Source organism: Microbacterium sp. zg.B48, from assembly GCF_024623505.1.
Classification (GTDB): Bacteria; Actinomycetota; Actinomycetes; order Actinomycetales; family Microbacteriaceae; genus Microbacterium.
The window spans coordinates 48,291-70,311 of the sequence record NZ_JANJFE010000010.1 but is presented as its reverse complement, the minus strand read 5'-3'; the positions used below and the strand labels follow the sequence as shown (position 1 = coordinate 70,311).

The following is a 22,021-nucleotide window of genomic DNA, read 5'->3' as shown; positions in this document are numbered from 1 at the left end:
CGGGCTCAGAACGGCCAGATCAGTGGGACGTACAGCACCGCGACCGCGAGGAAGACGAGCGCCAGTGGCAGGCCGATCCCCGCGGTGATGCCCGTGGCGTTCAGAGCCTCACTGAGGACGAACAGCGAAGCGATGAACAGAACGATCGGGTCGCTGAAACCCCGCAGAGCCTCGTTGAGATCGAGCACGCCGTCGCCCCAGCGCCACGGGCACGAACAGGGCGACGACCACGAGCGGCACACGGTTCGTCACGAACCCCACCACGGCCAGGGCGAGCACGACGAAAGTGGCGATCATCGGTGAGATCACGGTATCGGTCCCGCGTATTCCATCCAGAAGTCGATCGCGTCCGCGCGCGGGCGAGGCTTCACCTGACTGCCGTCCGCGGTGAACTCCATGACCTGTTCGGGGGCCGTCCGCACTGCCGGCCAGGGCGCGAGCGCAACCGCGGCAGGAGCTCCGGTGCTCACGAAGGCCATCCAGTACCCGCTCATCTGATCGCGCAACCGGTAGTCGGATTCCGTGTAGTCCGCGTCGCTGTCGACTCCCAGATTGTCGTAGGCGTATGCCACTTCCGCACCGTGATACGCGCCGTACTTCTCCAACCCCTCCTCCGGCGGCGTGTGGGAGAAGAAGTAGAGGTAGGCATTGGCATCCACGGACTGTGTGTGCAGACGCGCCCACCGGTGCATCGCGCGGGTCATGACCCGATCGGTCTGCGCCTGCAGGGAGGACTCCAGCGCCTGCTTCGGCGTGTCGCCGGGGTACAGACTGAGGAATCTGTCCACCAGATCGCCGTACGCCTCGGTGGCGGTCGCCCGGTACTCGTCGACGTCGATCGGGGACGAGGCGGCGAGCGCGAGCGACGCTTCGTCGGCGTTGCTGCCCACGAGGATCGGCACGTCGTGCTGTTGACCGGAGGCGTAGATCTCCGCCGGTGAGCTCGGCAGGACGTGTCCGTCGATGGAAGGGCGCCAATGAGCCGCGAACGCGCGGGATGCTTCGAGGATGCGATCCACCGGCATCCCACGCATCTCCGCGATCGTCGCGTCGCCCAACCGCTCGCTCACTCGCCGGCCGACATCCTCCGCGGCGTCTCGGGTGTCGAACTGATCTCCGTTCTCGGTGTCGCCTGTCGTGCCCATGCATGCACCGCTGCCGGCGATGATGCCATCGAGCAGGCCCTCCGCGAGCGGAGTCGCCCCCAGGATGCAGACACTCTGACCCCCCGCCGACTCGCCGGTGATCGTCACCCGCTCCGCATCGCCGCCGAACGCCGCGATGTTCTCTCGCACCCATTCGAGTGCCGCGATCTGGTCCAGGAGGCCGTAGTTCCCCGACGCGTCGTAGCCCGACTCGGCCGCAAGGTCGGGATGGGAGAGGAAGCCGAGTACGCCGAGCCGGTAATTGATGGTGACTGTGATCACGTCACCGCGGGACGCGAGCGCTGCACCGTCGTACAGCGGCAACGCGCCGGACCCCGTGGAGAAGCCTCCGCCGGGTATGTACACAAGCACGGGAAGATCATCACCGGCAGGCGCAGTACTCCGCCAGATGTTGAGCGTGAGACTGTCTTCGCTCACGGGGTAGGGGTTGAGCAGGGTGCCTTCCAGCGGCACATCTACCAGTTGCGCGAGTGCCCGCGTCGAGAAGCTCGAGGTGCCCTGGACGGGAACCGCCGAGAATCGGTCGGCGACGAGCACTTCTTCGCGCGGCGCGGGTGGTTCGGGTGCGCGCCACCGTCGCTCCCCCACCGGAGGCCGTGCATACGGGATGCCCGCGAAGATCTCCACGGTGCGCGCATCATCGGTGACTCCCTGCACGGGACCCTCCTGAGTGGAGACCTGTGGTGTGAGTTTCGGATCGCCGTCTCCGGCCGCGCGGGTCTGAGCCGGCGGGTAGGCCAGTACGGCCGTTCCGCCCACGAGGAGGGCAGCGAGCAGCCACGCCCCGAACTGGAATCCGGCGCGTTGCCGCATCCACCAGCGGGCCCCCACGCCTATCGGCACCAGGAGCGTCAGTGTCAGCGCCCATCCCCACCACGGGCTTTGGTTGAGCCAGAGCACGGCCAGCGCGATCGCCGTCAACAGCAGAAGTGCAAGCGCGTAGCCCAGGAACGGGAGGAACCGTGGGCGCCTCTCGACGGCGCGGGCCGCTGGTCCGTGAATCGGGTCCATGATTCGGCTGCTTCCTGGCGGGTCGTGGTTCGAGGGATGCTCGACTTCCGCCAGTAGAAACCGTGTTGTCAGGACACGGTCAACTCCCTCCATGACGAGGGAGCAAGCTCTGGACTCGGTGGCTCAGCCTGCGGACGCAGCCGAGGCTGTGTGGGTCGTTGAGGTGCTGAGATTCGCCGAGGCCCACTCGCCGAGCTGATCGAGAATGGGCAGCAGGCCACGGCCGCTTTCCGTCAGCGCGTACGACACCGCCAGCGGAGGGCCGGAGTCGACCGTCCGCGCCACCAACCCGGCGTGAGCCAGCTCGGACAGACGGTCCGAGAGCACCGTGTCGCTGATGCCGCTGACCGCGCGGCGTAAGGCTGCGAAGGACACCGGTCCGGGCCCGAGGGTGGAGACGATCATGCCGTTCCAACGCTTGCCGAGCACGCTGAACGCCAGGGTGACTGCGCCGTCGCAGGCATGGGTGGCGCTCTCCGTCTCGGTCATACCGCCATTCTAGCCATGCTACGCTCTCCGTGGTTACTGCGGAATTCGTAGTGACTACGCAATCGAAAGGACTCCTGTGACTCTGTTCCGCTTGGACGCCAGCATCCTGCCCGCAACCTCCGCCAGCCGCGCGCTCGCCGATCTCGTCGAGTCGGAGTGGACGACGGCGCACCCTGACTCCACCGTCACGCGGCGCGACCTTGCGCAGGACCCCGTTCCTGCCACCGTCTGGGCCGATGCTGTCACGGGCAGCTTCGCCCAAGAAGGGCAGCGCACGGCCGGGCAGATCGCTGCCCGTGAACTCGCGACGACCTTCGCCGACGAGTTGATCAGCGCCGACGCGTTGCTGTTCGCTGTGCCGCTGTACAACTACGGCGTCTCGCAGCACTTCAAGACCTGGTTCGACCTCGCCTACACCGACCCCCGCATCGACCCGACCGGGACTGCCCTCAGGGGCAAGCCCGCCACTCTGGTCACCGTCCTGGGCGGCAACTACGCGCCCGGCACCCCGAAGGAAGGCTGGGACCACTCCACCGCGTGGTTGCGCCGTGTGCTGGAGGACGTCTGGGGACTCGACCTCCGGGTCGTCCAGCGGCCGTTCACGTTGGTGGGGGTCAACCCGATGCTCGACGCGTTCACCGACACGGCTCAGGAACTGAAGGATGCCGCGGAGCAGTCCGCGCGCAGGCACGGGCGCGAGATCGCCGCGCGCGTGACTGCGGCCTGAGCGCCGCCACGCCGCAATCGACAGAGGCTCGGAATCCCGCACTCCGCGCGAGATTCCGAGCCTCTGGTTGGCGGGCTGCCGTCGACCGCCGCTGGGCGGGCGAACCACTACGTCGGTTCTGCGATGAGGGCCGTTGTGATGTCGGCCCGACCGCCGACCGCGGATCGGGCGCGGCGTCAGAACGACCCGCCGTCTCCCGCGCCGGAACCGTCTCCCCCGCCGGAGTCCCCGGTTGTGCGGTCATGGCCGACCGCGCCGGCTGCGCCGCCTGACGTGTCCGAACTGCCGGCGGCAGCCTTCCTCCGCGTGCTCGATTGCCAGACCCAGTAGGGGACAGCCAACGCACTGCCGACACCCACGCCGATGGCGATACCGACGCCGATGTTGTCCATCACGAGCCCGATGGCCACGCCGATCGCCAGCCCGACAGGGATTGCGACCCCCCACGCGGTGGCGCTCATCTGACCGCTCTTGCTCTCGTCGTCTGCCATACCCGCCACCCTACGAAGCGCGCCCTCAACCGGCATCCATCGGTAGGCGGAGATCGTCCAACCTCTGGGGGTCTCACCGACCTGTCAGCGGCAGTGTGTCGACCCCGTGACGCCCGGGCTTTTCAGGTTCCGCCGCAGTGTCGGGCGACGCGTTGGAACGGACCGCCGACGCACCGGCATCCGGATGGTGCTGCTCGTCCAGATCCATCTCCTCATCGCGTTGCTCCAGCGGCGGCAGGCGGTCACGGGCCGGTGTGGTCTCGTCTCGATCGCTCATGTGCCGAGCCTTCTTCCGCGCATCGCCCGACGCCCAGGGGTTGTCATCCTTGAGCAGTCATGATCCAAGACCAACCCGCGCGTGGTCGGTGGGTGCTCACCGCATCCCTCGGGTGACGGACGCCACAGTCGCAGCGCCCCGTCCTCCGGTGGCAAGGCGACCGGGCTCGTCCCGATCAGGACCACCGGCTTGCCGCCAACGACTGCAGGTGTCGTCATCGACCGAGCACCGCGTCCAGGAGCCGGTCGACATCTCGCGGACCGACGGTGGTGCGCGCCAAGGCCCGCAGGATGACCGCGCCGATGAGTGCGTCTGCGACCTCGTCCACGGGCGCACCTTCAGGGAGGTTGGGCACCGTGCCGGTGGCCCGCATCAGGCGTCCCGAGATCGAATCCGACCCTGACAGGCTGTCACGCAGCCGGAGACCCACTTCGGCGTGCTCGGCCGCGGCGGCGATGAGAGAGCGCAGCATGCCCTCACCTTCCGCGCTGCCCAGCAGCGCGAAGACGCGTCCGAGCCAGGTGGTGAGGTCCTGACGGATGTCGCCGGTGTCCGGCGGACGCAAACGTTCGGTGGGCAGCATCCCCTCGAGCAGACACTCCGCGATCACGGCGCCCTTCGACGGCCACCAGCGGTAGATCGTCTGCTTGCCCACCCCGGCGCGTGTCGCGATGCCCTCGATGCTGAGGTGGTCGTAGCCGCGTTCAGAGAGCAGTTCCACGGTCGCGCGCAGGATCGCCAGCCGGGCCGCTTCGCTGCGCACCGGACCGCTTCGGGGTAGGGCCATCGCGGGGCATCCCTCCGGATAAGACGAGACGGTGCGTGTTATCTTAGCCACGCTTGTCGATGACGAGGGGCTCCTCGTCATCGAGGTGCACCCTCGACGATCTGAGGGAGAGTCGTGGCCGAGCTGTTGCACCGGTTGGGGACGTTCGCGGCACGCCGTGCGGGGACGGTCATCATCGCGTGGGTCGTGATCCTCGGGATCGCAGTCGGCGGGTTCCTCGTCGGGTTCAAGGGACTGAGCTCGAGCTTCGACATCCCGGGCACGGCCTCCGGAGACGTGATCGCCGAGCTCGAGGAGCAGCTGCCCGACTTCAGCGGCGCGTCCGGAACCGTCGTCTTCCACACCACCGACGGGTCGGCGTTCTCGGACGCGCAGCAGGCCGAGATCACCGCACTCGCCGAGTCCGCACGCGACCTGCCCGACGTCGCGGACGTGATCGACCCGTTCGCGACGCAGCAGCAGCTGGCGGATCAGCGTCAGCAGATCGAGGACGGCCGCACACAGATCGCCGCCGCCCGCGCGCAGGCGGAGGCCGGGCAAGCTCAGCTGGATGCCGGGACCGCGCAGTTGGATGCCGCGCAGACGCAGCTGGATCAGGGTCGTGCACAGGCTGAGGCGGCGGGCTTGCCGACCACCGAGCTGGACGCGCAGCAGGCGATCCTGGACGCTCAGCGGGCGCAGTTGGAGACCGAGCAGCAGGCCCTCGCAGACGGTCTTGCGACGATCCAGGGACAGGAAGCCACGCTGGAACAGGGTGCCGAGCTGATCTCGTTCGCCGACGGCATCCGGGTGGTGTCCGAGGACGGCGCCACCGCCATCGTGAATGTGCAGTTCACCGAGCCGCGCCTTGAACTCGCTCAGACCTCCAAGGACGCGGTCATCGAGCATTTCGAGAGCGAGCCGGTCGACGGCGTCGAGGTCGCCTTCTCCAGCGACATCTCTCAGGGTGTGCCGCAGATCCTCGGTGTCGGGGAGGTCGTCGGCGTCGCACTGGCGGCGGTCGTCCTGATCGTCGTACTCGGCTCGCTGCTGGCGGCGGCGTTCCCGATCGTCACGGCCTTGGTCGGTGTCGCCATCGGCGCCATGGCCACGCTCGCCTTCTCGGGGGTGGTGCAGATGGCCTCGGTCACGCCGATTCTGGGGGTGATGCTGGGGCTTGCCGTCGGCATCGACTACTCGCTGTTCGTGCTCTATCGACACCGCAAGCAGCTGCTGCAGGGCGCTGACGTGGTCGAATCCATCGGCCTGGCCAACGGCACCGCCGGCAACGCCGTCGTGTTCGCCGGGACGACGGTGATCGTTGCGCTGCTCGCGCTCAACATCACCGGCATCCCCTTCCTGGGGCTCATGGGAACGGCCGGCGCGATCAGCGTCGCCGTCGCCGTGCTGATCGCCATCTCTCTCACACCCGCGCTGCTGGGGCTCGCGAAGAGTCGCGTGCTCAGTAAGCGCGCCCGCGCTCGCGCCGCCGCTGGGACCGCACTGAGCGATGCCACGACGCCGCGGGCGCGCAACCGCGCGAGCGCACCGATGTCGACGCTGCGCGCCATCCTCACCGTCATCGTCGCGACGGTCGCCCTGCTGGTCGTTGCGATCCCCGCGATGTCGATGCGCCTGGGTTTGCCCGACGGCGGCTCCGAGTCCGCAGATTCCACCGCCTACCGCGCGTTCACCCTTACCGAAGACTCGTTCGGCGCCGGAGTCAACGGACCCTTGCTGGTCACCGCGACCCTTCCAGAGGGGCTCGACGACGATCAGGTGCTGAACGATCAGCTGCTGGTCGCCCGCCAACTGGCCGCGATGGACGACGTCGTCGCTGTTGCGCCCATCGCCGTTTCGGACGACAACACTCTCGCCGCGTTCCAGGTCGTCCCCGCCGAAGGTCCGAACAGCACCTCGACGGAAACACTCGTGCGGGAGCTTCGCGACCTGCCACCCATTGCTGATCAGATCACGCTCGGCGTGGCCGGTCAGGCTGCGATCAACATCGACATCTCGGAGGCGCTCGCGAATGTGCTGCCGCTCTACCTGCTTGTGGTGGTCGGCCTGTCATTCCTGATCATGGTCATGGTTTTCCGCTCGCTGCTTGTGCCACTGATCGCCACTGCCGGTTTCGTGCTGTCGCTCCTGGCGACCTACGGCGCGGTCACGGCCGTCTTCCAGTGGGGATGGCTCGGTGACTTGTTGGGCGTACACAACCCCGGCCCGATCCTGAGCTTCCTGCCGGTGATCCTGGTGGGCATCCTGTTCGGCCTGGCCATGGACTACCAGCTGTTCCTGACGACCGGGATGCGGGAGGCATGGGCCCACGGTGCACCCGCGCGGCTTGCCGTCGCGCAGGGATTCCGCGCAGGCCGCACGGTCGTGATCGCGGCAGCGCTGATCATGATCGCGGTCTTCTCCGGCTTCATCACCTCAGAGTCGGTGATCATCAAATCGATGGGTCTTGGCCTGGCCCTTGGCGTGTTCTTCGATGCGTTCCTCGTGCGAATGCTGCTCATTCCGGCGCTCATGCACCTGCTCGGCGAATCGGCCTGGTGGCTGCCGAAGTGGCTGAGCCGCGTCATCCCGAACGTGGACGTAGAAGGCTCGGCGCTGGAGCGTCGCCACCCGGTGCACCACACCCTCTGACCGTCTCCGGAGGGTCTTGCGCGGGCTCGCGCGCCAACGCTCCGGCCACCGGGTCACAGGGAACGGCGCCGCTTCCCGTGGTGGTGAACAGCAGACTCCCCTTTCGCCGTGCGATCATCGCCGCCAACGCGGTCGCCGGATGCCGCCTGCTCTACGCCGCCCAACCGCACGACCCGCGAATACGTCGGTGTCAGCCAACCAGGACGGACTGTTGCCGTACCGGCAGTGCTGCGGCGGGTTCGCCGACGAGATGCAGCCCCTGTGCAGAGTTCGCCGTCGAGATGAGAGCTTCCAGCCAATGCAGGTTGATGTCCGGCTGTCGGCTGCCGTGGAATTTGAAGATCAGCGACGCCCCCGCATGCATCCACACGGAACTGCGGCCCTCACCCACACTGATGTCGTCCTTCCACGTGAAGAAGAACCCTTCCCCCCGGCGCAGCTTCGTTCCGATGGTGATCTGAAGGTGCGCCAGCACCCGGTCGTCGAAGTTCTTGGACGTTTGAGCGTTGTACGTGAACTTGCCCATGACGGGCCTCCAATGCGGCACGCACCAGAGATCGCCTGTTTCGGGGAGGAAACGCATTCGGCGGACGGAGACTGTGGCATACCGTTCCTTCGAAGTCTCGCAGGTTCCTTCCTCACCACAAGGGACCAGTGCTCAGTCTCTGCAAGATCGCCGATAGGCGACACACCAGCCGACCTGCGCCGAATCCGGCATGATTCCGGGGAAGTCCGAGCCGACGAACTGACGACTCTTGAAGAGGTCGTCTGGCCGCCGGATTGCCACCTCGTGGTCCGAGTTTTCGTTGTCAGGAGCATCGGTCTCAGCACCTCCTCCCCCGGACCTTGCGTACTCACTACCCGGTCCCATCCCAAGGCGGGGATTCGGGCCGCCGAGCCGCGAGGGACCTTCGGCCCTATCCGGGCGTCCGGCACGGAGGATTCACTGGGAGCGACCCAGGAGGCGCCATGAACCTGCACGCCGCTCCGAGCCGCTCGGCGTTCCCCGTTGCGACCACGGCGGCCGCGCAGCCGCTCCGCCGGAGCGACCCTCGTGGCCGTTCTGGCGGCCGCCGCGATGGTGATCCTCCCTCTCGGCGGAGCGGCCAGCGCGTGGATCGAGGACGGTGCGCCGGCGACGGGCACGGAAACTCCGTTGCCGCTCTTGTGGGGCGACCTCGCGGGGCTGGTGGGGGGTGCCCTGCTGGTGGCCGCGAGTCTGACGCTCCTCCGCAAACCCGGGAACTCGGCGCGACCGCCTAGGTCGTAGCCGTGCTGGTCCCCCATCACCGACGAAAGGCCCCCCGTGACCGACTCGCGCCCCCGTCTTCGATCCCGGAACCCCGGCATACGTCTCCCCGCGTCCGTCCTCTGGGCGACGGCCGCGATGGCCGCTCTCACCTTCGCCTTCCTCCCGGTCGGTGGGCCCGCTCAAGCGAGGCTCACCGACGAGAGTCCCGTCATCGAATCGCCGGACGGACCGAACACCGATATCGAGGTGACCGGCCTCGGACCCGGAGCGAGGTTGACGGGAGGGTATCCGGCCACCCCGACGCCGCAGGATCCGATGGCGCCCTACCCCGCGGCACCCCCTGCGGGGTACACCCTGGGCGGCGGCTTCACCGCGCTGATCAATACCGTGAGCGTGACAGATCCGACACTGACCGCCGAGATGTACTGCATCGACGTCCGCACCGGAACCCTGATCGGCGGCGGTTACGAGAACGGAACGTGGGACGAATCGAACGTCCAGAACCTCGGGTACGTCGCCTACATTCTGAACAACTTCTACCCCGCGTTCCCCGCTGAACCGGCGGGCCTGGCGTCCGAAGGCGAGCAGGCCGCCGCCGTGCAATCGGCCATCTGGTACTTCACGGACGGCTTCATCCTGGACGCAGCCTCGCCGATACGGGCAGCGACGGCAGGAATCATCGCGGCCGCGCAGCTCAACGGCCCGGTGACCGAGCCGCCTCCCCCGGCGGTATCCATCACCCCGCCCGCTGCCGCCGCGCCGGCGGGATCGGCGGCCGGCCCGTTCACCGTGACAACGGACGCCCCCAGCGTGACCCTCTCCGTGCCCGACGGGTACACGATGTACGGTGACGCGGCCGCCACCGCTCCTCTCCCCAACCCCTACACGACCACCACGGGGGCCCAGGTGTGGGTGGGCAGCGGAACCGACGCCGTGGACGAGACGCTGCTGTCCGCTCGAGCGGTCGTAACCGTCCAGCGCGGGCGGGTGTACCTCTATGACGGCCTGGCACCGGGCGTCGATGACTTGCAAAAACTCGTCCTTGCTGAAACCGCCACGTTGGAGGCGACCGCCCAGGCGCCTGTCCAGTTCTTCGAGGCGGCCAGCCTGACCGTCAACAAGGCTTTCGCGGGGGCCGGAGTGGGCCAACAAGGGGCAAGTCAGCTGACCGTAGATTGCGGTGACGGCGTGGCGCGGGTAGCGGACATCCCGCAGGGCGCGTCCACGGCCCAGGTCTTCACCTTCGAGGGCATCGCCGTCGGGGCGACGTGCCTGATCAACGAACCAGCGACGGGAGAGACCACCGCGGTGACGGTGACCACTGACGCGCCGCAGAGCGTTCCGATACCAGAGGCGGGGGCGACGGCGACGATCACGAACACGGTGACCGTCCGTCCGGGAGCGCTCGATGTCACCAAGGTGATCGCGGGACCGCAGGCAGGTCTCCAAGGCGAGATCACCCTCGATGTGGTGTGCGGCACCGCCCTCAGCGAGACGGTCGTCATCCCCGCAGGCGCGGCCGCCGGCACGTACACCGAGACATTCAGCGAACTCCCTGCCGGCACCGAGTGCACGATCACCGAGACGGCCACGGGTGAGACAGCCGCGGTGGCCGTCGTCTCCGACGGCCCCGTCACCGTCACCGTCGCGCCCGGCGCCGGGGTGGCTGCCGCCGTCACCGACACCGTGACGTACCGGCCGGGCTCGCTGAGCGTCAGCAAGGTCCTCACCGGCGCACTGGCCGGCCAGCAGGGACAGATCACCCTCGCCGTGGACTGCGGAGCGGCGCTCGCCGACACCGTGATCATCCCGGCGGGAGCGGCAGCGGGAACCTACACCGAGACCTTCACCGAACTGCCCGCAGGCACCGCGTGCACCGTCACCGAGCCGGTCTCCGGCGAGACGAGCGCCGTACGCGTCTTCTCCAGCGGCACGGCGAACGCCACGATCCAGCCGGGCACCGACTCGACGGTCGAGCTGACCAACACCGTGACCCAGCGCGCGACCCTCTCGGCGCGGCTGCCCGCCACGGGTTCGGAGATCTTGATGCCTCTGCTGTGGGTCGGTGGCGGCGGCGCCGCTGCCGGCGCGCTGCTCCTGATGGGCGCCGTCTCCCGCCGCAGGAGCGCAACTTCGGCACGGGACTGAAATTCGCGGGCACGAAGCCCGAGAAGGAGAAGGGCACCGGCTCAAAGCCAGTGCCCTTCTCGTTCTCGACCGTTCTGCTCGACATGCCATCGAGGACACTGCCGGGACGTTGCATCCCCATAGCGTCGTCCCGTCGTGTCCAATCGACGCCGCTCCCCGTGAGCGAGCGCCTACTCATTCGGTGAGGAGATCGATAAGGGTCTGCCGGTAGTTGAGGAACGCCGCCCGACCTTGCGCGGTGATCCCAAGGAAGGTTGCGCTCGTGCGTCCCTGAATCGTCTTCTCCTGAGTTATGTAACCAGCGTCCTCAAGCTTGCGTAGATGCACCGACAGGTTGCCGGCAGTCATGCCGAGGATCGCACGCAGCTTCGGGAAGGTCATGGAGTTTCCCTCGCCGATCGTGTTCAGCGCGGTCATCACGCGCAGGCGGGCATCGGCATGAATGACCGGGTCGAGCTGCCGGCTTGTCATCGGCGGGCTCCAGTCACGGATCGATGAGCCTCGATGCCGGCACCGGCGAACAGCACCGCGCAGGCTGCGAGCCACCCGATCAACACCAGAGGACTGGTGCCCACGAGCACCGAGATGAGGTTGGCTGCGAGGACGGCGACGCCCTGCAAGAACATCGCCAGGTCGAGGAAGACCGCTCCCCCTGCGGTGAAAAGCACGCCCACGAGCAACGTCGCCACTGCGCTGGCGAGCCAGACCAACGTCGCGGGCTCGAGGTTCAACCGAAGCAACGCCACCACGATGAAGCCGACACTCACCATGCCGGTAGCCCAGGCCAGGCCGTACAGCATGCCCCGACGGCTGGATGCCCCTCGCAGCTCCTTGCCTGCGCGGATACCCAGCACGGTGGACACTGCGGCGCCCGCGACCGTCAGTCCTGCGAAGAGAGTGAGCGCGAGCGGTAAGCTCACCGGCGCCCAACGGAACAGCGCGGCATGCAGCGCCAGGTAGCCCAGGGCGTAAACCGTTCCCCACAGCAGATACAGGATGGGTGGGTTCGGAGCGGTGGACCGACGGGTGATCGCCTCGCTGTCGCTGATCGCGGAAAGAGCGGCGCTTGTGTCGAAAGCTGGTTCGCGCTGCGTCATGGAGTGCCTCAGTTTCTGGTTGGTTGTAAACTCCAACAAGTTTGCATCGCAAACTCGTCGGTGTCAACCATGGCCGCCCCACGACGACGCGAGCAATCCACCGCAACGACTCCCCCAGCGGCTCCACCGCCGGAACCCCCGGCCGATGCCGAGCCAGCGTGTGTTCCGGAGATGTCCGATCAGCGCCGAAGCGAAGCAGACGACAGACCGGCCCTCATCGCCGCCGTTCAATCGCCACTTTGTGGCACGGAGGGCCAGCTCGATGGTTACGACGGGCCGGTGATGTGCAGACTCTCGTTCGACAACCCGCTACCGCACGCGACTATCCAGGATGGGTGACGTCCCGCTCTCCCGACCACCATGCCCGAACCTGCACCAGACGCGGGCGCAGATTGCCCATCAACTGCGAGCATCGGAAGTCGCTACGTGAGCGGGTTGGACACCAGGAATGGCATGCGCCGGCTGCCTGGCGCGTATCGGACGAGCGGGACGGTGCGTGACGGCGCCCGCGTCCAGGGCGTACGTTCTCCGTCATGAACGCACGATCGCGACCGACACCGGGCGCGCTCCCTGGGCGGGCGAGCCCGTTCGAGTTGCTGTTCGACCTGGTGTTCGTGTTCACGATCACGCAGGTCACCCATGTGGTCATCGAGGAGCCGGATTTCCTAGGCGCCTATAAGGCGGTCATTCTGCTCGCGCTCGTGTACTGCGTCTACGACGGGTACATGTGGCTGATGAATCAGGGGGCGACCTCCAGCGCTGTGACCCGCGCGGTGCTGCTGATCGCCATGGCGGGGTTCCTCGTCATCGCGGTCGCGATCCCCAGGGCGTTCGGTGCGGGGCAGTGGGTCTTCACGATCACGTTCCTCGTGCTCATGGTCCTCCACCACGCGCTGTTCCTCATCGTCGGGTCGGCCGGCAACGTGCGCGGCATCCTCCGCATCGGTCCGTTCAACATCGTGGCGGCGATCGTCCTCGTAGCCTCCGGCCTGCTGGGCGAGTCCGGCGCGCTGTGGCTCTTCCCCCTGGCACTCGTGATCATCCTCGCCAACGTGCTCACCAACCGCCGTGGCGGCTTCGAGCTCGGCGCCGCGCACCTGATCGAACGCCACGGCCTGTTGATGCTGATCGCCTTCGGCGAGGCGATCGTCGCCGTCGGGGCCACCTTGTCGCGGCAACCGCTGGATGCGTTCTCATTGGGCGCCGCGACCCTCACCGTCGCCGTCGTGGGGGGACTGTGGTCGACGTACTTCCCGTCGGGTGACCTCGCCAGGACGGAGCACGGGGTGGAGGACCGCGACGCGAGGAGCCGGACGATGCTCGCGATCACCGCATTTTACGGTGATCACCTCGGCATGATGGTCGGCCTCGTCCTGTTCGCCGCCGGGAGCGGCCTGTCGATCCAGCGCAGCGGGGAGACGCCCCTCGGCGCGGGGCTGCTGGCGGCCGTCGGTATCGCGATCTATCTGGCGAGCCAAGCGCTGTACCGCGTCGAGCTCGGGCTCGGGCGGGTGGCGCCGAGGCTCGTGGGAACCGCGGCTGCGGCGGCGGTGGCCGTCGCCAGTTTCGGCCTGGGTCCGCTCGTCGAGCTGGCGCTGCTGCTCGTCGTGGTCGCGACCGTCGCGTCGTGGGGCCCGCTGGCGCATGCCACCCAGCGGCACCGCGCCCAAGCCGCTCACGGGGGATCGGAATCAGCCGGCCCGTGAGCTCGGTTCTGCCGCATCCACGGCCTGCTGCTCCACGAGGTGGAGGCTGAACGCGTCGAGTCGGAGGCCCTGCGCCCGGGTGGTCGCGGGTGCGGCGCTTGCGCGGAGGCGTGCGGCATCCTGCCCCGGTGCACGCCCGAAGGTGCGCCGGTACTCTCGGGTGAACTGCGACACGCTGCCGTACCCGACCGTGGACGCGACGTCCGCTACGGTCGCGTCGCCCGCGGCGAGCAGGATCCTGGCCTGCCGGAGCCGTAGCGCCTTCTGCCACTGAATCGGCGTCATCGATGTGGTCGCCCGGAACCGGCGGTGGAAGGTCGACACGCTCATTCCGCTCAGCCGTGCGAGCATCTCCACGGATACCGGATCCGCGAGGTTGTCGCGCATCCAGGTGGTGGCGCGGGAGATGTGCGCGACGTTGCTGTCTGCCGAGCCGATCAGCCGCACGAGTCCGCCGAGTGGGCCGGCGAGCAGGCGCCAGACGATCTCGCGCTCCGTCGGTGCACGCAGCGCCGCGATCCCTGCCGGGTCTTCGGCGAGGCGCATCATCCGCACGACCGCGTCGATCAGCTCGTCCGACGCCGTTGCGACGGCCATCCCGGTGAACGGTGGCGGGTCGGCGACGTCGACCGTGTCCAGCAGCAGGGATGCGATGACCGCGGGGCGGAGCGCGAAGCTGAAGACCACGAACGGATCGTCGGGCGAGGCAGCCGCAACGTGGCCGATCGCGGGCAGATCGAGCGATGCGACGAAGAGCTGACCGGGCCCGTACACGAATTCGAGGTCACCCATGGTGGTGCGTTTTACCCCACCCGCGACCAGGGTCATGGAGGGCCGCGCCATCGTGGCGGTCGGCCGGGTGCCGTAGCGGACCACGCCGACGCTGACGCCGTCCGTGAGATCACGCCGGATCGTGTCACCGACGTACCGCAGAATGCGCTCGCGCAGCTCTTCGCGCCCGTCCATACGTCGTAGCGAAGCACGTCCCGCGAGCCGCGGCAATGCGTGTATGCGATCCCGCCGAGATCGACAGGATCGTGCATCTGGTCGCCACGATCGTGATCGCGGCGCCAGCGCTCCGGAGGTTGGCTGGACGGGAACCTGTTCGAAGGAGCAGAAGACCATGAGACGACGGACGTTCGGCGCGACAGGCTGGTCGGTGAGCGAGCTCGCTCTGGGGACGATGATGTTCGGCGCAATGGGCAACACCGACCAGGCGGACAGCGCGCGGATCATTAATCGGGCACTGGACGCGGGCCTCAACTTCGTCGACACCGCCGACGTCTACTCGGAGGGCGAGTGCGAGAAGATCGTCGGCGCCGCGATCGCACAACGGCGCGACGAGCTGGTGCTCGCGACGAAGTTCGGCCTGCCGACGGGGGTAGACCCCAACCGGAGCGGTGCCTCGCGCCGCTGGATCATCCAGGCGGTGGAAGGTAGCCTGCGACGGCTCAGAACCGACCGCATCGACCTGTATCAACTGCACCGGTTCGACCCCCGGACAGATCTGAGCGAGACCCTGTCGGCGCTGGACGACCTGATCCGCGCGGGCAAAGTGCTCGCCGTGGGCACCTCCACCTTCGCAGCGGAGCACATCGTCGAGGCTCAGTGGGTGGCCGAGCGCACCCGCACTCACCGCTTCCTGAGCGAGCAGCCGCAGTACTCGATCCTGGGGCGCACGCCCGAGCGTGCCGTCTTCCCTGTCGCGCAGCAGTACGAGATGGGCGTCCTGACCTACAGCCCGTTGCACAGCGGCTGGCTTTCCGGGCGCCCACGGACGGAGAGCCACCGCGCACAGGGACGGGCGGAACTGCACGATCCGACATCCGAGGCGGGGCGACGCCGGGTGCGTGCGGTGGAGGATCTTCAGCGGATCGCGGCGGATGCGGGCCTCACCATGCCGCAGCTGGCCATCGCGTTCGTCACCACGCATCCCGCGGTCACCTCGGCGATCATCGGCCCGCGGACGCAGGAACAACTCGACGGACTGCTCGCCGCCGTCGACATCGTGCTCGGGGACGACGTGCTCGATCGCATCGACGCGGTCGTCGCGCCCGGCACCGAGCTCCACGACGACAGCTACCACGCCACGCCGTCCGCGCTCATCGACCCTGCGCTGCGCCGACGTTGACGGAAGCCCCGACGAAGGGACGAACCAGGATGTTGGAACGACTTCAGTACGAGGTGCACACCGAGCGACGCGAGGGGCTGACGCGCGACCTCCCGCCCGGGAACGAGCAGTGGCGATGGGTGGCGAACAGCGCGACGCTCATTCGCAGCGGGCGGGAGGCCGTGCTCGTCGACACATTCGCGACCATCGCTCAGAACGAACGCCTCATCGCATGGATCCGCGGGCATGACGTCGAGCTCTCCGCCGTCTACCTGACGCACGGTCATGGTGACCACGCGTACGGTGTGGGGCAACTGCGTGCCGCATTCCAACGCGCAGCGGTGCTGGCCACGGCCGGAACGCTAGCGGAGTTGCAGGAGCAGGCGCGTCCCCAGTGGCGTGACGACTTCTGGGGCCGCCTCTTCCCCGGCCAGATCCCGGAGGTCGCCTTCCCGGACGTGGTCGAGGGCGGCTTCACCTTCGCGGGCCACGATCTGCACATCATCGAGGCCGGTCACACCGACACGGTGGGAACGACCTCGCTGTGGGTGCCGGACGCGCGGCTCATCGTCGCGGGGGACGTCGTCTACAACGCGACCTCTCCCTACATCGCCGAGACCACACCCGAGACGCGGCGCCACTGGATCGCCGTGTTGGAGCGGCTCCGTGACCTGGAGCCGGAGCACGTGGTGAGCGGGCACAAGCAACCCGACCGGCCCGACAGCCCGACCGACATCGAAGCGACCATCCGCTATCTGGAGGACCTGGAAGACACCGAGACGACACCCGGCGAGCCATTGGGATTCTACGAGCGGATGCTCGCGAAGCAACCCGATCGGGCCAACATCGGCTCGCTGTGGGGCGCAGCGAAGCTCATCACCGCTGAGCGCGGATGAGCCGTCCCACCCCTCGCAGCGGAGACCTCCTCGTCACCGAGAGCGAAGAGCGCCGTGGGGACCACTGCAGCGAGCTTGCCACCCGCTCCGGTGACCGCGTCCCGCACGACGCGGTCGTACCGGCCGCGATCGCGCGGGTTGACAAGCGGCGACTCACGACGGCTATTACTCAGGATGCCGCCATCAACACTGGGCACGGGACGGAAGTGTCGGGCGGCCACTCGACCGTGCAGCGCGAATTCGAACCACGGCGCCGACTGAGCGGTCATCATGGTCGCGCCGCCGACGCCGGCGCGTTTGCGTGCGACCTCCCACTGCGTCAGGAGGATGGCGGTGCGCCAGCCGAGCGAGCGAGAAGTCGTCGAAGAATCGGTGTGGTCAGGTGGTACGGCACGTTGCCGACGAGAACGGGATGCTCGAGAGGATGCCGCAGGGCGTCAGCGCGTCCGACACGCACGGTCGGCAGGAGCTGCCGGAGCCTGCGCACACGGTGCTCGTCGATGTCGATCGCGGTGAGGTCGCGGCCGAGGGCTGCCAGGGGCACGGTCGGCGCCCCGTCGCCGGTGCCGATCTTGAGGACCGGACCGCGCTCCTGTCCGGTCACCGCAATCATGCCCAAACCATTGGCCCGCACGCATCCGGTCCCTCATCGTTCTCGATTGGGGATTAGTTGCTCAGGAAGAGAACGCTGATGAGGAGCGCGATGATGAAGGTGCTGAACGCGAACCCGATGTAGGTCTGGCCGGTGACGACGGAGCGTGCCCGAGTGGTCAGGATGCTGACGTCTGAGGATGAAAAGGTGGTCGCGAGCTGCGCAGCGAGGTAGTAGTAGTCGGCGAACACTTCTTGGTCGCCAAGCTCCCCTGGGAACGCAAGGGATGGTTCCTGGGTGTTCAGGCGGGCGTAATGCACCGCGTAAGCAGTGACGGTCACCAGCCATGCTGTGATGACAACGGCGAAGCTCAGCGCGTTGGCGAGCGGACTGTCGAGAAGTCCGGGGAGTACCAGGACGAGGGCGACGGCGAGCACAGCCAGGATTGCCCATTGGGCGGCGGTGGCTGGGATTGCGAGACTGCGGCTTTGTGCATTCGTCGCGGTGAGCCAGTTGCGAAGAGTTGCCGCATCCGCCTTGCCGAAGGTGGTGTGAGTGAGGATCAGGAATCCCAGGGAGTACGCGATCCAGAACACGAAGGTGGTGAGCGCGACGGTGTCGGGCGTGAAGTGTAGCGGTGCGATCAGGGCGTAGCCGATCAGTGCGAGCACGGCGACGGCGGCCGCGAGGCCGAGCGAGACCACGTTGCGCAATCCCTCATGCGCCATCCGGGGGATGAGTGGTCGGTCCGACGACATGACCGAATCGTAGTGGCCGCCGCGCTCCCGCGAACCAACGGGTGCAGCAGCGTCCGAAAGTCGGTCCTTACCCGGGCACTGGGTTCAGTGACGGCCGCCGAACGTGTCGCTGAGTGGGCGACTATCGATCCCCGCGCGACGGGCAGGATCCCGCGATGCTAACTGGGGTTGGAAGCTCCCGCCGGCACCCGTAAGGAACAGCGATGACTGGAATCGCTACGCACCACGAGCTTTTCACGTCAGCAGCCTCATTTCCTTCACGCCATCGTCGCGGGTGATCTGGCGGAGGGCCAGAAACAATCTCTTCTCTTCGCGTCCGCGTCTGCGTCCCTACACAGGAAGCGGGACCCCCGTCGGGCGAGCGCGTCCATCTACGGGACCGACGACGAGCGTCGATTCCGCTGTGCACACGGTTACCGCCGGCTCACCGGGGTCCTGAGCCGCAGTGATCGCGACAGCCTGTGTCCCGGTCAGCAGCACAGCGCCCGCGAGGGAAGCGAGTACGACGCCGGCTGAAAGCCGGCGTCCACGTGAAGTGTTCACGATGACCCTTCCGTCGAAGCCCTTCGGCTTCGGCTCTTGACATCCACGATCGCGATCGCCCGGCGTGGGAGCATCGGGCGGTACTCCTTAAGAAGCGGGTACGACCCCTCAGTTTCACCATCGCCGCTCGGCGAAATGACACACTGGACGCATGGTGGCCGGTGCACGCTACCGAAGCGACTCCGTTCTGGTCGGACGCGACCGAGAGCTCGCGCTACTGCGCGCAGCGCTCGAAGAACGGGAAAGTGCCGTCTCATCCACTGTGATCGTCGAGGGCGAACCCGGCATAGGAAAGACCACTCTCGTTTCGGCCGCAGTAGTAGATCTCTGCAGCACCGCAGAGGATGCGCTGGTGCTCCGAGGAGCATGTCTGCCCCTCGCCTCGATCACGGTGCCGTTCATCGGAATCCGCTCGGCCGTTCGCGGTCTGGCACAGACGCCCATCGACGACGATTTCTTGCCTTGCCCGCCGGACCTTGATGGCGCGCCCACACGAGTGCCGGTGCTCTTCGACGAGTGGATCGACCGGATCACGGCCCGCCGGCGGGTCGTGATCACGATCGACGACCTGCAGTGGGCGGACGATGACACCCTCGATGCTCTGATGTACCTCGCGGCCGGCCCCGATAGGCGCCCGCTGACGCTGGTCGGCACCGTACGCTCGCCGGACGGCGCCCACGAACGTCCGATCGATCGATGGTTGGCCGAGCTTTATCGCATGCCGCGGGTCGAAGTGCTTCATCTCGCGAACCTCACCCGGGAAGACACTGCCGAGCAGATCTCGGCCCTGCTCGCTTGGCCCGCGGACCAGTCGCTCGTCGAGGACGTGTATGACAAGACGAGGGGCCATCCGTATCTCACCGAACTGACCGTGGCCAACGTTCCACCCGGAGCCACTCACCTGCCTCGCGACCTGCCGAGCACACTCAGGTCTGCCGTCCTCGACGCCGTCCGCCAGCTTCCCTATGAAGCGCAGGTGGTGATGCTCGTCCTCGCCATCGCCGGGCGGCCGTTGGACTTGCCGGCGCTCGCGCGGGTGATCGCAGGCGGCGGCTTCGCCGTTCCCCAGGCCGATGCCGATCTCGGCTCACTTATCGATGAGTCGCTTCGCGCAGGCGTCATCGTGGAACAGTCCGTCGGCTTCTGGTTTCGGCATCCGCTCACCGCGGAGCTCATCGAGTCCGGGCTCTCGCTCAGCGACAGACACCGTTTGCACACGGTCCTGTCGCAGTTCGAGGAGACCGTCACGCCCACGTCGGGTGCAGAACTCGACCATGCGCTGCGGATCGCCGATCACCACTATCGATCGGGCGTCGTCGAGCGAGCCTATGCGTCGGCCGTCGAGACGTCAGAATCGGCACGGGATGCCGGCGCTTACCCGCAGGAACTTCTGCTGTTGTTGCGCGCGCTTGAGATAGGCCCGACCATCGGCCTGAACGCGCTCCCGCGGTACGAACTTCTGTGCTGCGCACGTCGCGCGGCCCAGGATGCCGGTGCTTCGGACGACGAACTCACGATCATCGACGAGATTCTTACGTCGGAAGAGCTGCCCTCCCTCGTTCGCGCGGAGTTCCTTATGCGTCGAATGAGGCTTAGGGCGATCACCCAGCGAGAGTCACCTCCCGTCACGCAGTGCGAGGCGATCCTCGCGATGACCGGGAGTCATCCCTCGAGCTGGCAGCACGCGCGAGCTCTCTCGATGTGGGTCGACACGAAGCTGGAAACCGGCTTCCCGCTCGAACTCGCCACCCTTGAACGCGCGTCAGAGTCGGCCCTCGCGATCGCCCGTAGCGCGGGCGACGCGCAGACGTTGGCGTGCGCCTTGGTGACCGAAGGCAGGGTGCGATTTGCTCTCGGCGATCGGGCAGCGGCAGCCGAGGCCTACACTGCGGCGATCCCCGTCGCCCTGACTTCTCGGGAGTGGGTTGCGTTCAACTCTGCAACCGGCGGACTGACCGACGCCAACGGCGTGTGGTGGAGCGCCGCGTCGGCGTGGATGATGCGGGCCCGTCGCCATGACCTCATCGTCGCTGGGGCGCCCCATGTCTATGTGGCGTGGCTTGCCGGGTCCGAGTCCATCGCGTGGTTGTTCGTCGGCGAGTGGCAGGAGTGTGCCGAGGTACTGCGTTTCGTAGCCGGGCGCGACCCGGGTCCCTACAGTGACGCGGCCGCACGGCTGACCGCGGCACGTCTGGCCGTCCTTCAGGGCGACCAGGCTGCGGCCGAGGCTCACGTTGCCCGTATCGAGGAGCTGTCCGAGACGCATCACCGCTTCTGGTTGATGGGACTGGACACGATCCGGGCAGAAGTGCGGCTAGCCGCACACGATCCCGAGGGAGCGTTCCTCGCGGCGATGGCGGGACTTCACCGCGAGGAGATGCCCGACCTCGCCGAGTGGCTGCCACCTGTCGCCGCGAGAGCATTGGCCGACCTCGCCGAGATCGAGCGAGATCGGGGACAGAGTTCCGCCGCCGCTCTGGAGCGGCTCGATCGGCTCCTCGAAGCGCACCCCCGGATCGAGTTCGGCCCCCCACGAGATCAGCGGCCCGCTGCGACGCGGCAGGACGAGGGCTTGGAGCAGAGTTTGATGGTCGCGTTGACGATGCTCTATGCGAGCGAGGTGGCGCGCGCGCGACGCTCCGCGGACGAGCACCGCGCCTGGTCGGGCGCGGTGGACGCGTTAGCGGAAGCACAGCTCCCCTGGGAGGAGGCATATGCGTGCCAACGGCTGGCCGAATCCCTCCTGCGCGGCGCGGGGGGTGCGCGTCGCCTCGGCGGTGCCCGCACCGCGATCGGACGAGGACTTGCGCTAGCGGATCGCTTGCACGCAGCGCCGGTCGCTGCATCTCTTCGCCGACTTGCCACCCTCGCCCACATTCACGTGGAAGTTTCGTCCGGTCCCGTCCCGCCAACACCATCGCCACCGGGTGTGACACATCCCCGCCTTCAATCGCTCACCGTGCGCGAACGAGAAGTGCTCGCTCACATCGTGGCTGGCGAGACATATGCCGAGACGGCAGCGGCGCTGTACATCAGCGAGAAGACCGTCAGCTCCCACGTGTCGCACCTGCTGGCCAAGACGGGCACGTCCAATCGCGTTGAACTCGCACTGCTCGCCGTCCCACCCGCCACGTGACGTTTCTTCGCTGCGATTGGAGGACCCACTGCGCCGCGGTCCAGCTAAGCGGCTCAATGACGCTCTCGCTCCACCGTCCGGGACATGACTCAACAACGAGCACCGTTGCTGGCGAAGCTGTTCACCCAAGCCCGTTAGGCCGTCCACCACTGCGGCAAGATTTTGCCGCGCTTGGGTGGGCGCAGGGAGCGGGGCGGTACGCTC

At 67.6% G+C, this 22,021-nt stretch carries 19 protein-coding genes; 7 read left to right on the top strand and 12 right to left on the bottom strand.

The window, feature by feature from the left end:
* Nucleotides 1-5: 5 nt before the first annotated feature.
* The 3 genes from NQ152_RS07590 to NQ152_RS07580 form a co-directional block, all read right to left on the bottom strand.
* On the bottom strand, nucleotides 6-188 hold the full coding sequence (locus tag NQ152_RS07590; RefSeq protein ID WP_257523559.1) for a hypothetical protein: 183 nt from the start codon (nucleotides 186-188) through the stop codon (nucleotides 6-8).
* Nucleotides 189-305: 117 nt separating this feature from the next.
* A complete protein-coding gene (locus NQ152_RS07585) occupies nucleotides 306-2,177 on the bottom strand; it encodes a carboxylesterase/lipase family protein (protein ID WP_257523558.1) in 1,872 nt (623 codons plus the stop codon).
* Nucleotides 2,178-2,300: 123 nt separating this feature from the next.
* Nucleotides 2,301-2,666, bottom strand: coding sequence for a helix-turn-helix domain-containing protein (locus NQ152_RS07580; protein WP_257523557.1), 366 nt, complete (start codon nucleotides 2,664-2,666; stop codon nucleotides 2,301-2,303).
* A gap of 76 nt (nucleotides 2,667-2,742) precedes the next feature.
* Between NQ152_RS07580 and NQ152_RS07575 the strand changes: the two genes are divergently transcribed.
* On the top strand, nucleotides 2,743-3,393 hold the full coding sequence (locus tag NQ152_RS07575) for an NAD(P)H-dependent oxidoreductase (RefSeq protein WP_257523556.1): 651 nt from the start codon (nucleotides 2,743-2,745) through the stop codon (nucleotides 3,391-3,393).
* Nucleotides 3,394-3,569: 176 nt separating this feature from the next.
* On the opposite strand, the gene NQ152_RS07570 is transcribed toward NQ152_RS07575, so the two are convergent.
* The 3 genes from NQ152_RS07570 to NQ152_RS07560 all read right to left on the bottom strand — a co-directional run bounded on the left by NQ152_RS07570 (nucleotide 3,570) and on the right by NQ152_RS07560 (nucleotide 4,948).
* Nucleotides 3,570-3,884 (bottom strand): hypothetical protein, encoded by a 315-nt coding sequence (locus tag NQ152_RS07570; protein WP_257501740.1) that lies wholly within the window; start codon nucleotides 3,882-3,884, stop codon nucleotides 3,570-3,572.
* A gap of 73 nt (nucleotides 3,885-3,957) precedes the next feature.
* Nucleotides 3,958-4,161 carry a hypothetical protein gene (locus NQ152_RS07565; protein WP_257523555.1) on the bottom strand — a complete coding sequence of 68 codons (204 nt, stop codon included), beginning with the start codon at nucleotides 4,159-4,161 and terminating at the stop codon, nucleotides 3,958-3,960.
* 214 nt (nucleotides 4,162-4,375) lie between these two features.
* Nucleotides 4,376-4,948: a TetR/AcrR family transcriptional regulator gene (locus NQ152_RS07560; RefSeq protein ID WP_257523554.1), complete on the bottom strand. Its 573-nt coding sequence runs from the start codon at nucleotides 4,946-4,948 to the stop codon at nucleotides 4,376-4,378.
* 114 nt (nucleotides 4,949-5,062) lie between these two features.
* On the opposite strand from NQ152_RS07560, the gene NQ152_RS07555 reads away from it, so the two are divergent.
* A complete protein-coding gene (locus NQ152_RS07555; RefSeq protein ID WP_257523553.1) occupies nucleotides 5,063-7,579 on the top strand; it encodes an MMPL family transporter in 2,517 nt (838 codons plus the stop codon).
* 190 nt (nucleotides 7,580-7,769) lie between these two features.
* Here the strand turns inward: NQ152_RS07555 and NQ152_RS07550 are convergent, their stop codons facing one another.
* A complete protein-coding gene (locus NQ152_RS07550) occupies nucleotides 7,770-8,105 on the bottom strand; it encodes an ATP-dependent DNA ligase (RefSeq protein WP_257501736.1) in 336 nt (111 codons plus the stop codon).
* A gap of 861 nt (nucleotides 8,106-8,966) precedes the next feature.
* Here NQ152_RS07550 and NQ152_RS07545 point away from each other — a divergent pair.
* Nucleotides 8,967-10,979: a thioester domain-containing protein gene (locus NQ152_RS07545; RefSeq protein WP_257523552.1), complete on the top strand. Its 2,013-nt coding sequence runs from the start codon at nucleotides 8,967-8,969 to the stop codon at nucleotides 10,977-10,979.
* A gap of 174 nt (nucleotides 10,980-11,153) precedes the next feature.
* Here the strand turns inward: NQ152_RS07545 and NQ152_RS07540 are convergent, their stop codons facing one another.
* Both NQ152_RS07540 and NQ152_RS07535 read right to left on the bottom strand, forming a co-directional pair.
* On the bottom strand, nucleotides 11,154-11,450 hold the full coding sequence (locus tag NQ152_RS07540) for a transcriptional regulator (RefSeq protein ID WP_257501734.1): 297 nt from the start codon (nucleotides 11,448-11,450) through the stop codon (nucleotides 11,154-11,156).
* Nucleotides 11,447-12,076 (bottom strand): hypothetical protein, encoded by a 630-nt coding sequence (locus NQ152_RS07535; RefSeq protein WP_257523551.1) that lies wholly within the window; start codon nucleotides 12,074-12,076, stop codon nucleotides 11,447-11,449. Before NQ152_RS07535 ends, NQ152_RS07540 begins: the two co-directional genes overlap by 4 nt.
* Before the next feature lie 533 nt (nucleotides 12,077-12,609).
* Between NQ152_RS07535 and NQ152_RS07530 the strand changes: the two genes are divergently transcribed.
* Complete coding sequence (locus NQ152_RS07530) at nucleotides 12,610-13,782, top strand: low temperature requirement protein A (protein WP_257523550.1); 1,173 nt, start codon at nucleotides 12,610-12,612, stop codon at nucleotides 13,780-13,782.
* On the opposite strand, the gene NQ152_RS07525 is transcribed toward NQ152_RS07530, so the two are convergent.
* On the bottom strand, nucleotides 13,768-14,748 hold the full coding sequence (locus NQ152_RS07525; protein WP_257523549.1) for an AraC family transcriptional regulator: 981 nt from the start codon (nucleotides 14,746-14,748) through the stop codon (nucleotides 13,768-13,770). The genes NQ152_RS07530 and NQ152_RS07525 overlap by 15 nt on opposite strands.
* Nucleotides 14,749-14,905: 157 nt before the next feature.
* On the opposite strand from NQ152_RS07525, the gene NQ152_RS07520 reads away from it, so the two are divergent.
* Nucleotides 14,906-15,913 (top strand): aldo/keto reductase, encoded by a 1,008-nt coding sequence (locus tag NQ152_RS07520; RefSeq protein WP_257523548.1) that lies wholly within the window; start codon nucleotides 14,906-14,908, stop codon nucleotides 15,911-15,913.
* A gap of 29 nt (nucleotides 15,914-15,942) precedes the next feature.
* The gene (locus NQ152_RS07515; protein WP_257523547.1) at nucleotides 15,943-16,788 is read left to right on the top strand and encodes an MBL fold metallo-hydrolase; all 846 of its coding nucleotides are present in this window, start codon (nucleotides 15,943-15,945) and stop codon (nucleotides 16,786-16,788) included.
* Between the two features lie 319 nt (nucleotides 16,789-17,107).
* Here NQ152_RS07515 and NQ152_RS07510 read toward each other — a convergent pair whose 3' ends face one another.
* Nucleotides 17,108-17,401: an rRNA adenine N-6-methyltransferase family protein gene (locus tag NQ152_RS07510; protein ID WP_257523546.1), complete on the bottom strand. Its 294-nt coding sequence runs from the start codon at nucleotides 17,399-17,401 to the stop codon at nucleotides 17,108-17,110.
* 53 nt (nucleotides 17,402-17,454) lie between these two features.
* Complete coding sequence (locus NQ152_RS07505) at nucleotides 17,455-18,138, bottom strand: DUF1345 domain-containing protein (RefSeq protein WP_257523545.1); 684 nt, start codon at nucleotides 18,136-18,138, stop codon at nucleotides 17,455-17,457.
* Between the two features lie 694 nt (nucleotides 18,139-18,832).
* Between NQ152_RS07505 and NQ152_RS17065 the strand changes: the two genes are divergently transcribed.
* The gene (locus NQ152_RS17065) at nucleotides 18,833-21,817 is read left to right on the top strand and encodes a LuxR family transcriptional regulator (protein ID WP_306815757.1); all 2,985 of its coding nucleotides are present in this window, start codon (nucleotides 18,833-18,835) and stop codon (nucleotides 21,815-21,817) included.
* The last annotated feature ends 204 nt before the right edge of the window (nucleotides 21,818-22,021 follow it).

Coding starts and splice junctions, on each gene's coding strand:
- NQ152_RS07585 (WP_257523558.1), bottom strand. CDS start 2,177: ATGGACCCGATTCACGGACCAGCGGCCCGCGCCGTCGAGAGGCGCCCA.
- NQ152_RS07580 (WP_257523557.1), bottom strand. CDS start 2,666: ATGACCGAGACGGAGAGCGCCACCCATGCCTGCGACGGCGCAGTCACC.
- NQ152_RS07570 (WP_257501740.1), bottom strand. CDS start 3,884: ATGGCAGACGACGAGAGCAAGAGCGGTCAGATGAGCGCCACCGCGTGG.
- NQ152_RS07565 (WP_257523555.1), bottom strand. CDS start 4,161: ATGAGCGATCGAGACGAGACCACACCGGCCCGTGACCGCCTGCCGCCG.
- NQ152_RS07560 (WP_257523554.1), bottom strand. CDS start 4,948: ATGGCCCTACCCCGAAGCGGTCCGGTGCGCAGCGAAGCGGCCCGGCTG.
- NQ152_RS07550 (WP_257501736.1), bottom strand. CDS start 8,105: ATGGGCAAGTTCACGTACAACGCTCAAACGTCCAAGAACTTCGACGAC.
- NQ152_RS07545 (WP_257523552.1), top strand. CDS start 8,967: ATGGCCGCTCTCACCTTCGCCTTCCTCCCGGTCGGTGGGCCCGCTCAA.
- NQ152_RS07540 (WP_257501734.1), bottom strand. CDS start 11,450: ATGACAAGCCGGCAGCTCGACCCGGTCATTCATGCCGATGCCCGCCTG.
- NQ152_RS07535 (WP_257523551.1), bottom strand. CDS start 12,076: ATGACGCAGCGCGAACCAGCTTTCGACACAAGCGCCGCTCTTTCCGCG.
- NQ152_RS07530 (WP_257523550.1), top strand. CDS start 12,610: ATGAACGCACGATCGCGACCGACACCGGGCGCGCTCCCTGGGCGGGCG.
- NQ152_RS07525 (WP_257523549.1), bottom strand. CDS start 14,748: ATGGACGGGCGCGAAGAGCTGCGCGAGCGCATTCTGCGGTACGTCGGT.
- NQ152_RS07520 (WP_257523548.1), top strand. CDS start 14,906: ATGAGACGACGGACGTTCGGCGCGACAGGCTGGTCGGTGAGCGAGCTC.
- NQ152_RS07515 (WP_257523547.1), top strand. CDS start 15,943: ATGTTGGAACGACTTCAGTACGAGGTGCACACCGAGCGACGCGAGGGG.
- NQ152_RS07510 (WP_257523546.1), bottom strand. CDS start 17,401: ATGATTGCGGTGACCGGACAGGAGCGCGGTCCGGTCCTCAAGATCGGC.
- NQ152_RS07505 (WP_257523545.1), bottom strand. CDS start 18,138: ATGTCGTCGGACCGACCACTCATCCCCCGGATGGCGCATGAGGGATTG.
- NQ152_RS17065 (WP_306815757.1), top strand. CDS start 18,833: ATGGTGGCCGGTGCACGCTACCGAAGCGACTCCGTTCTGGTCGGACGC.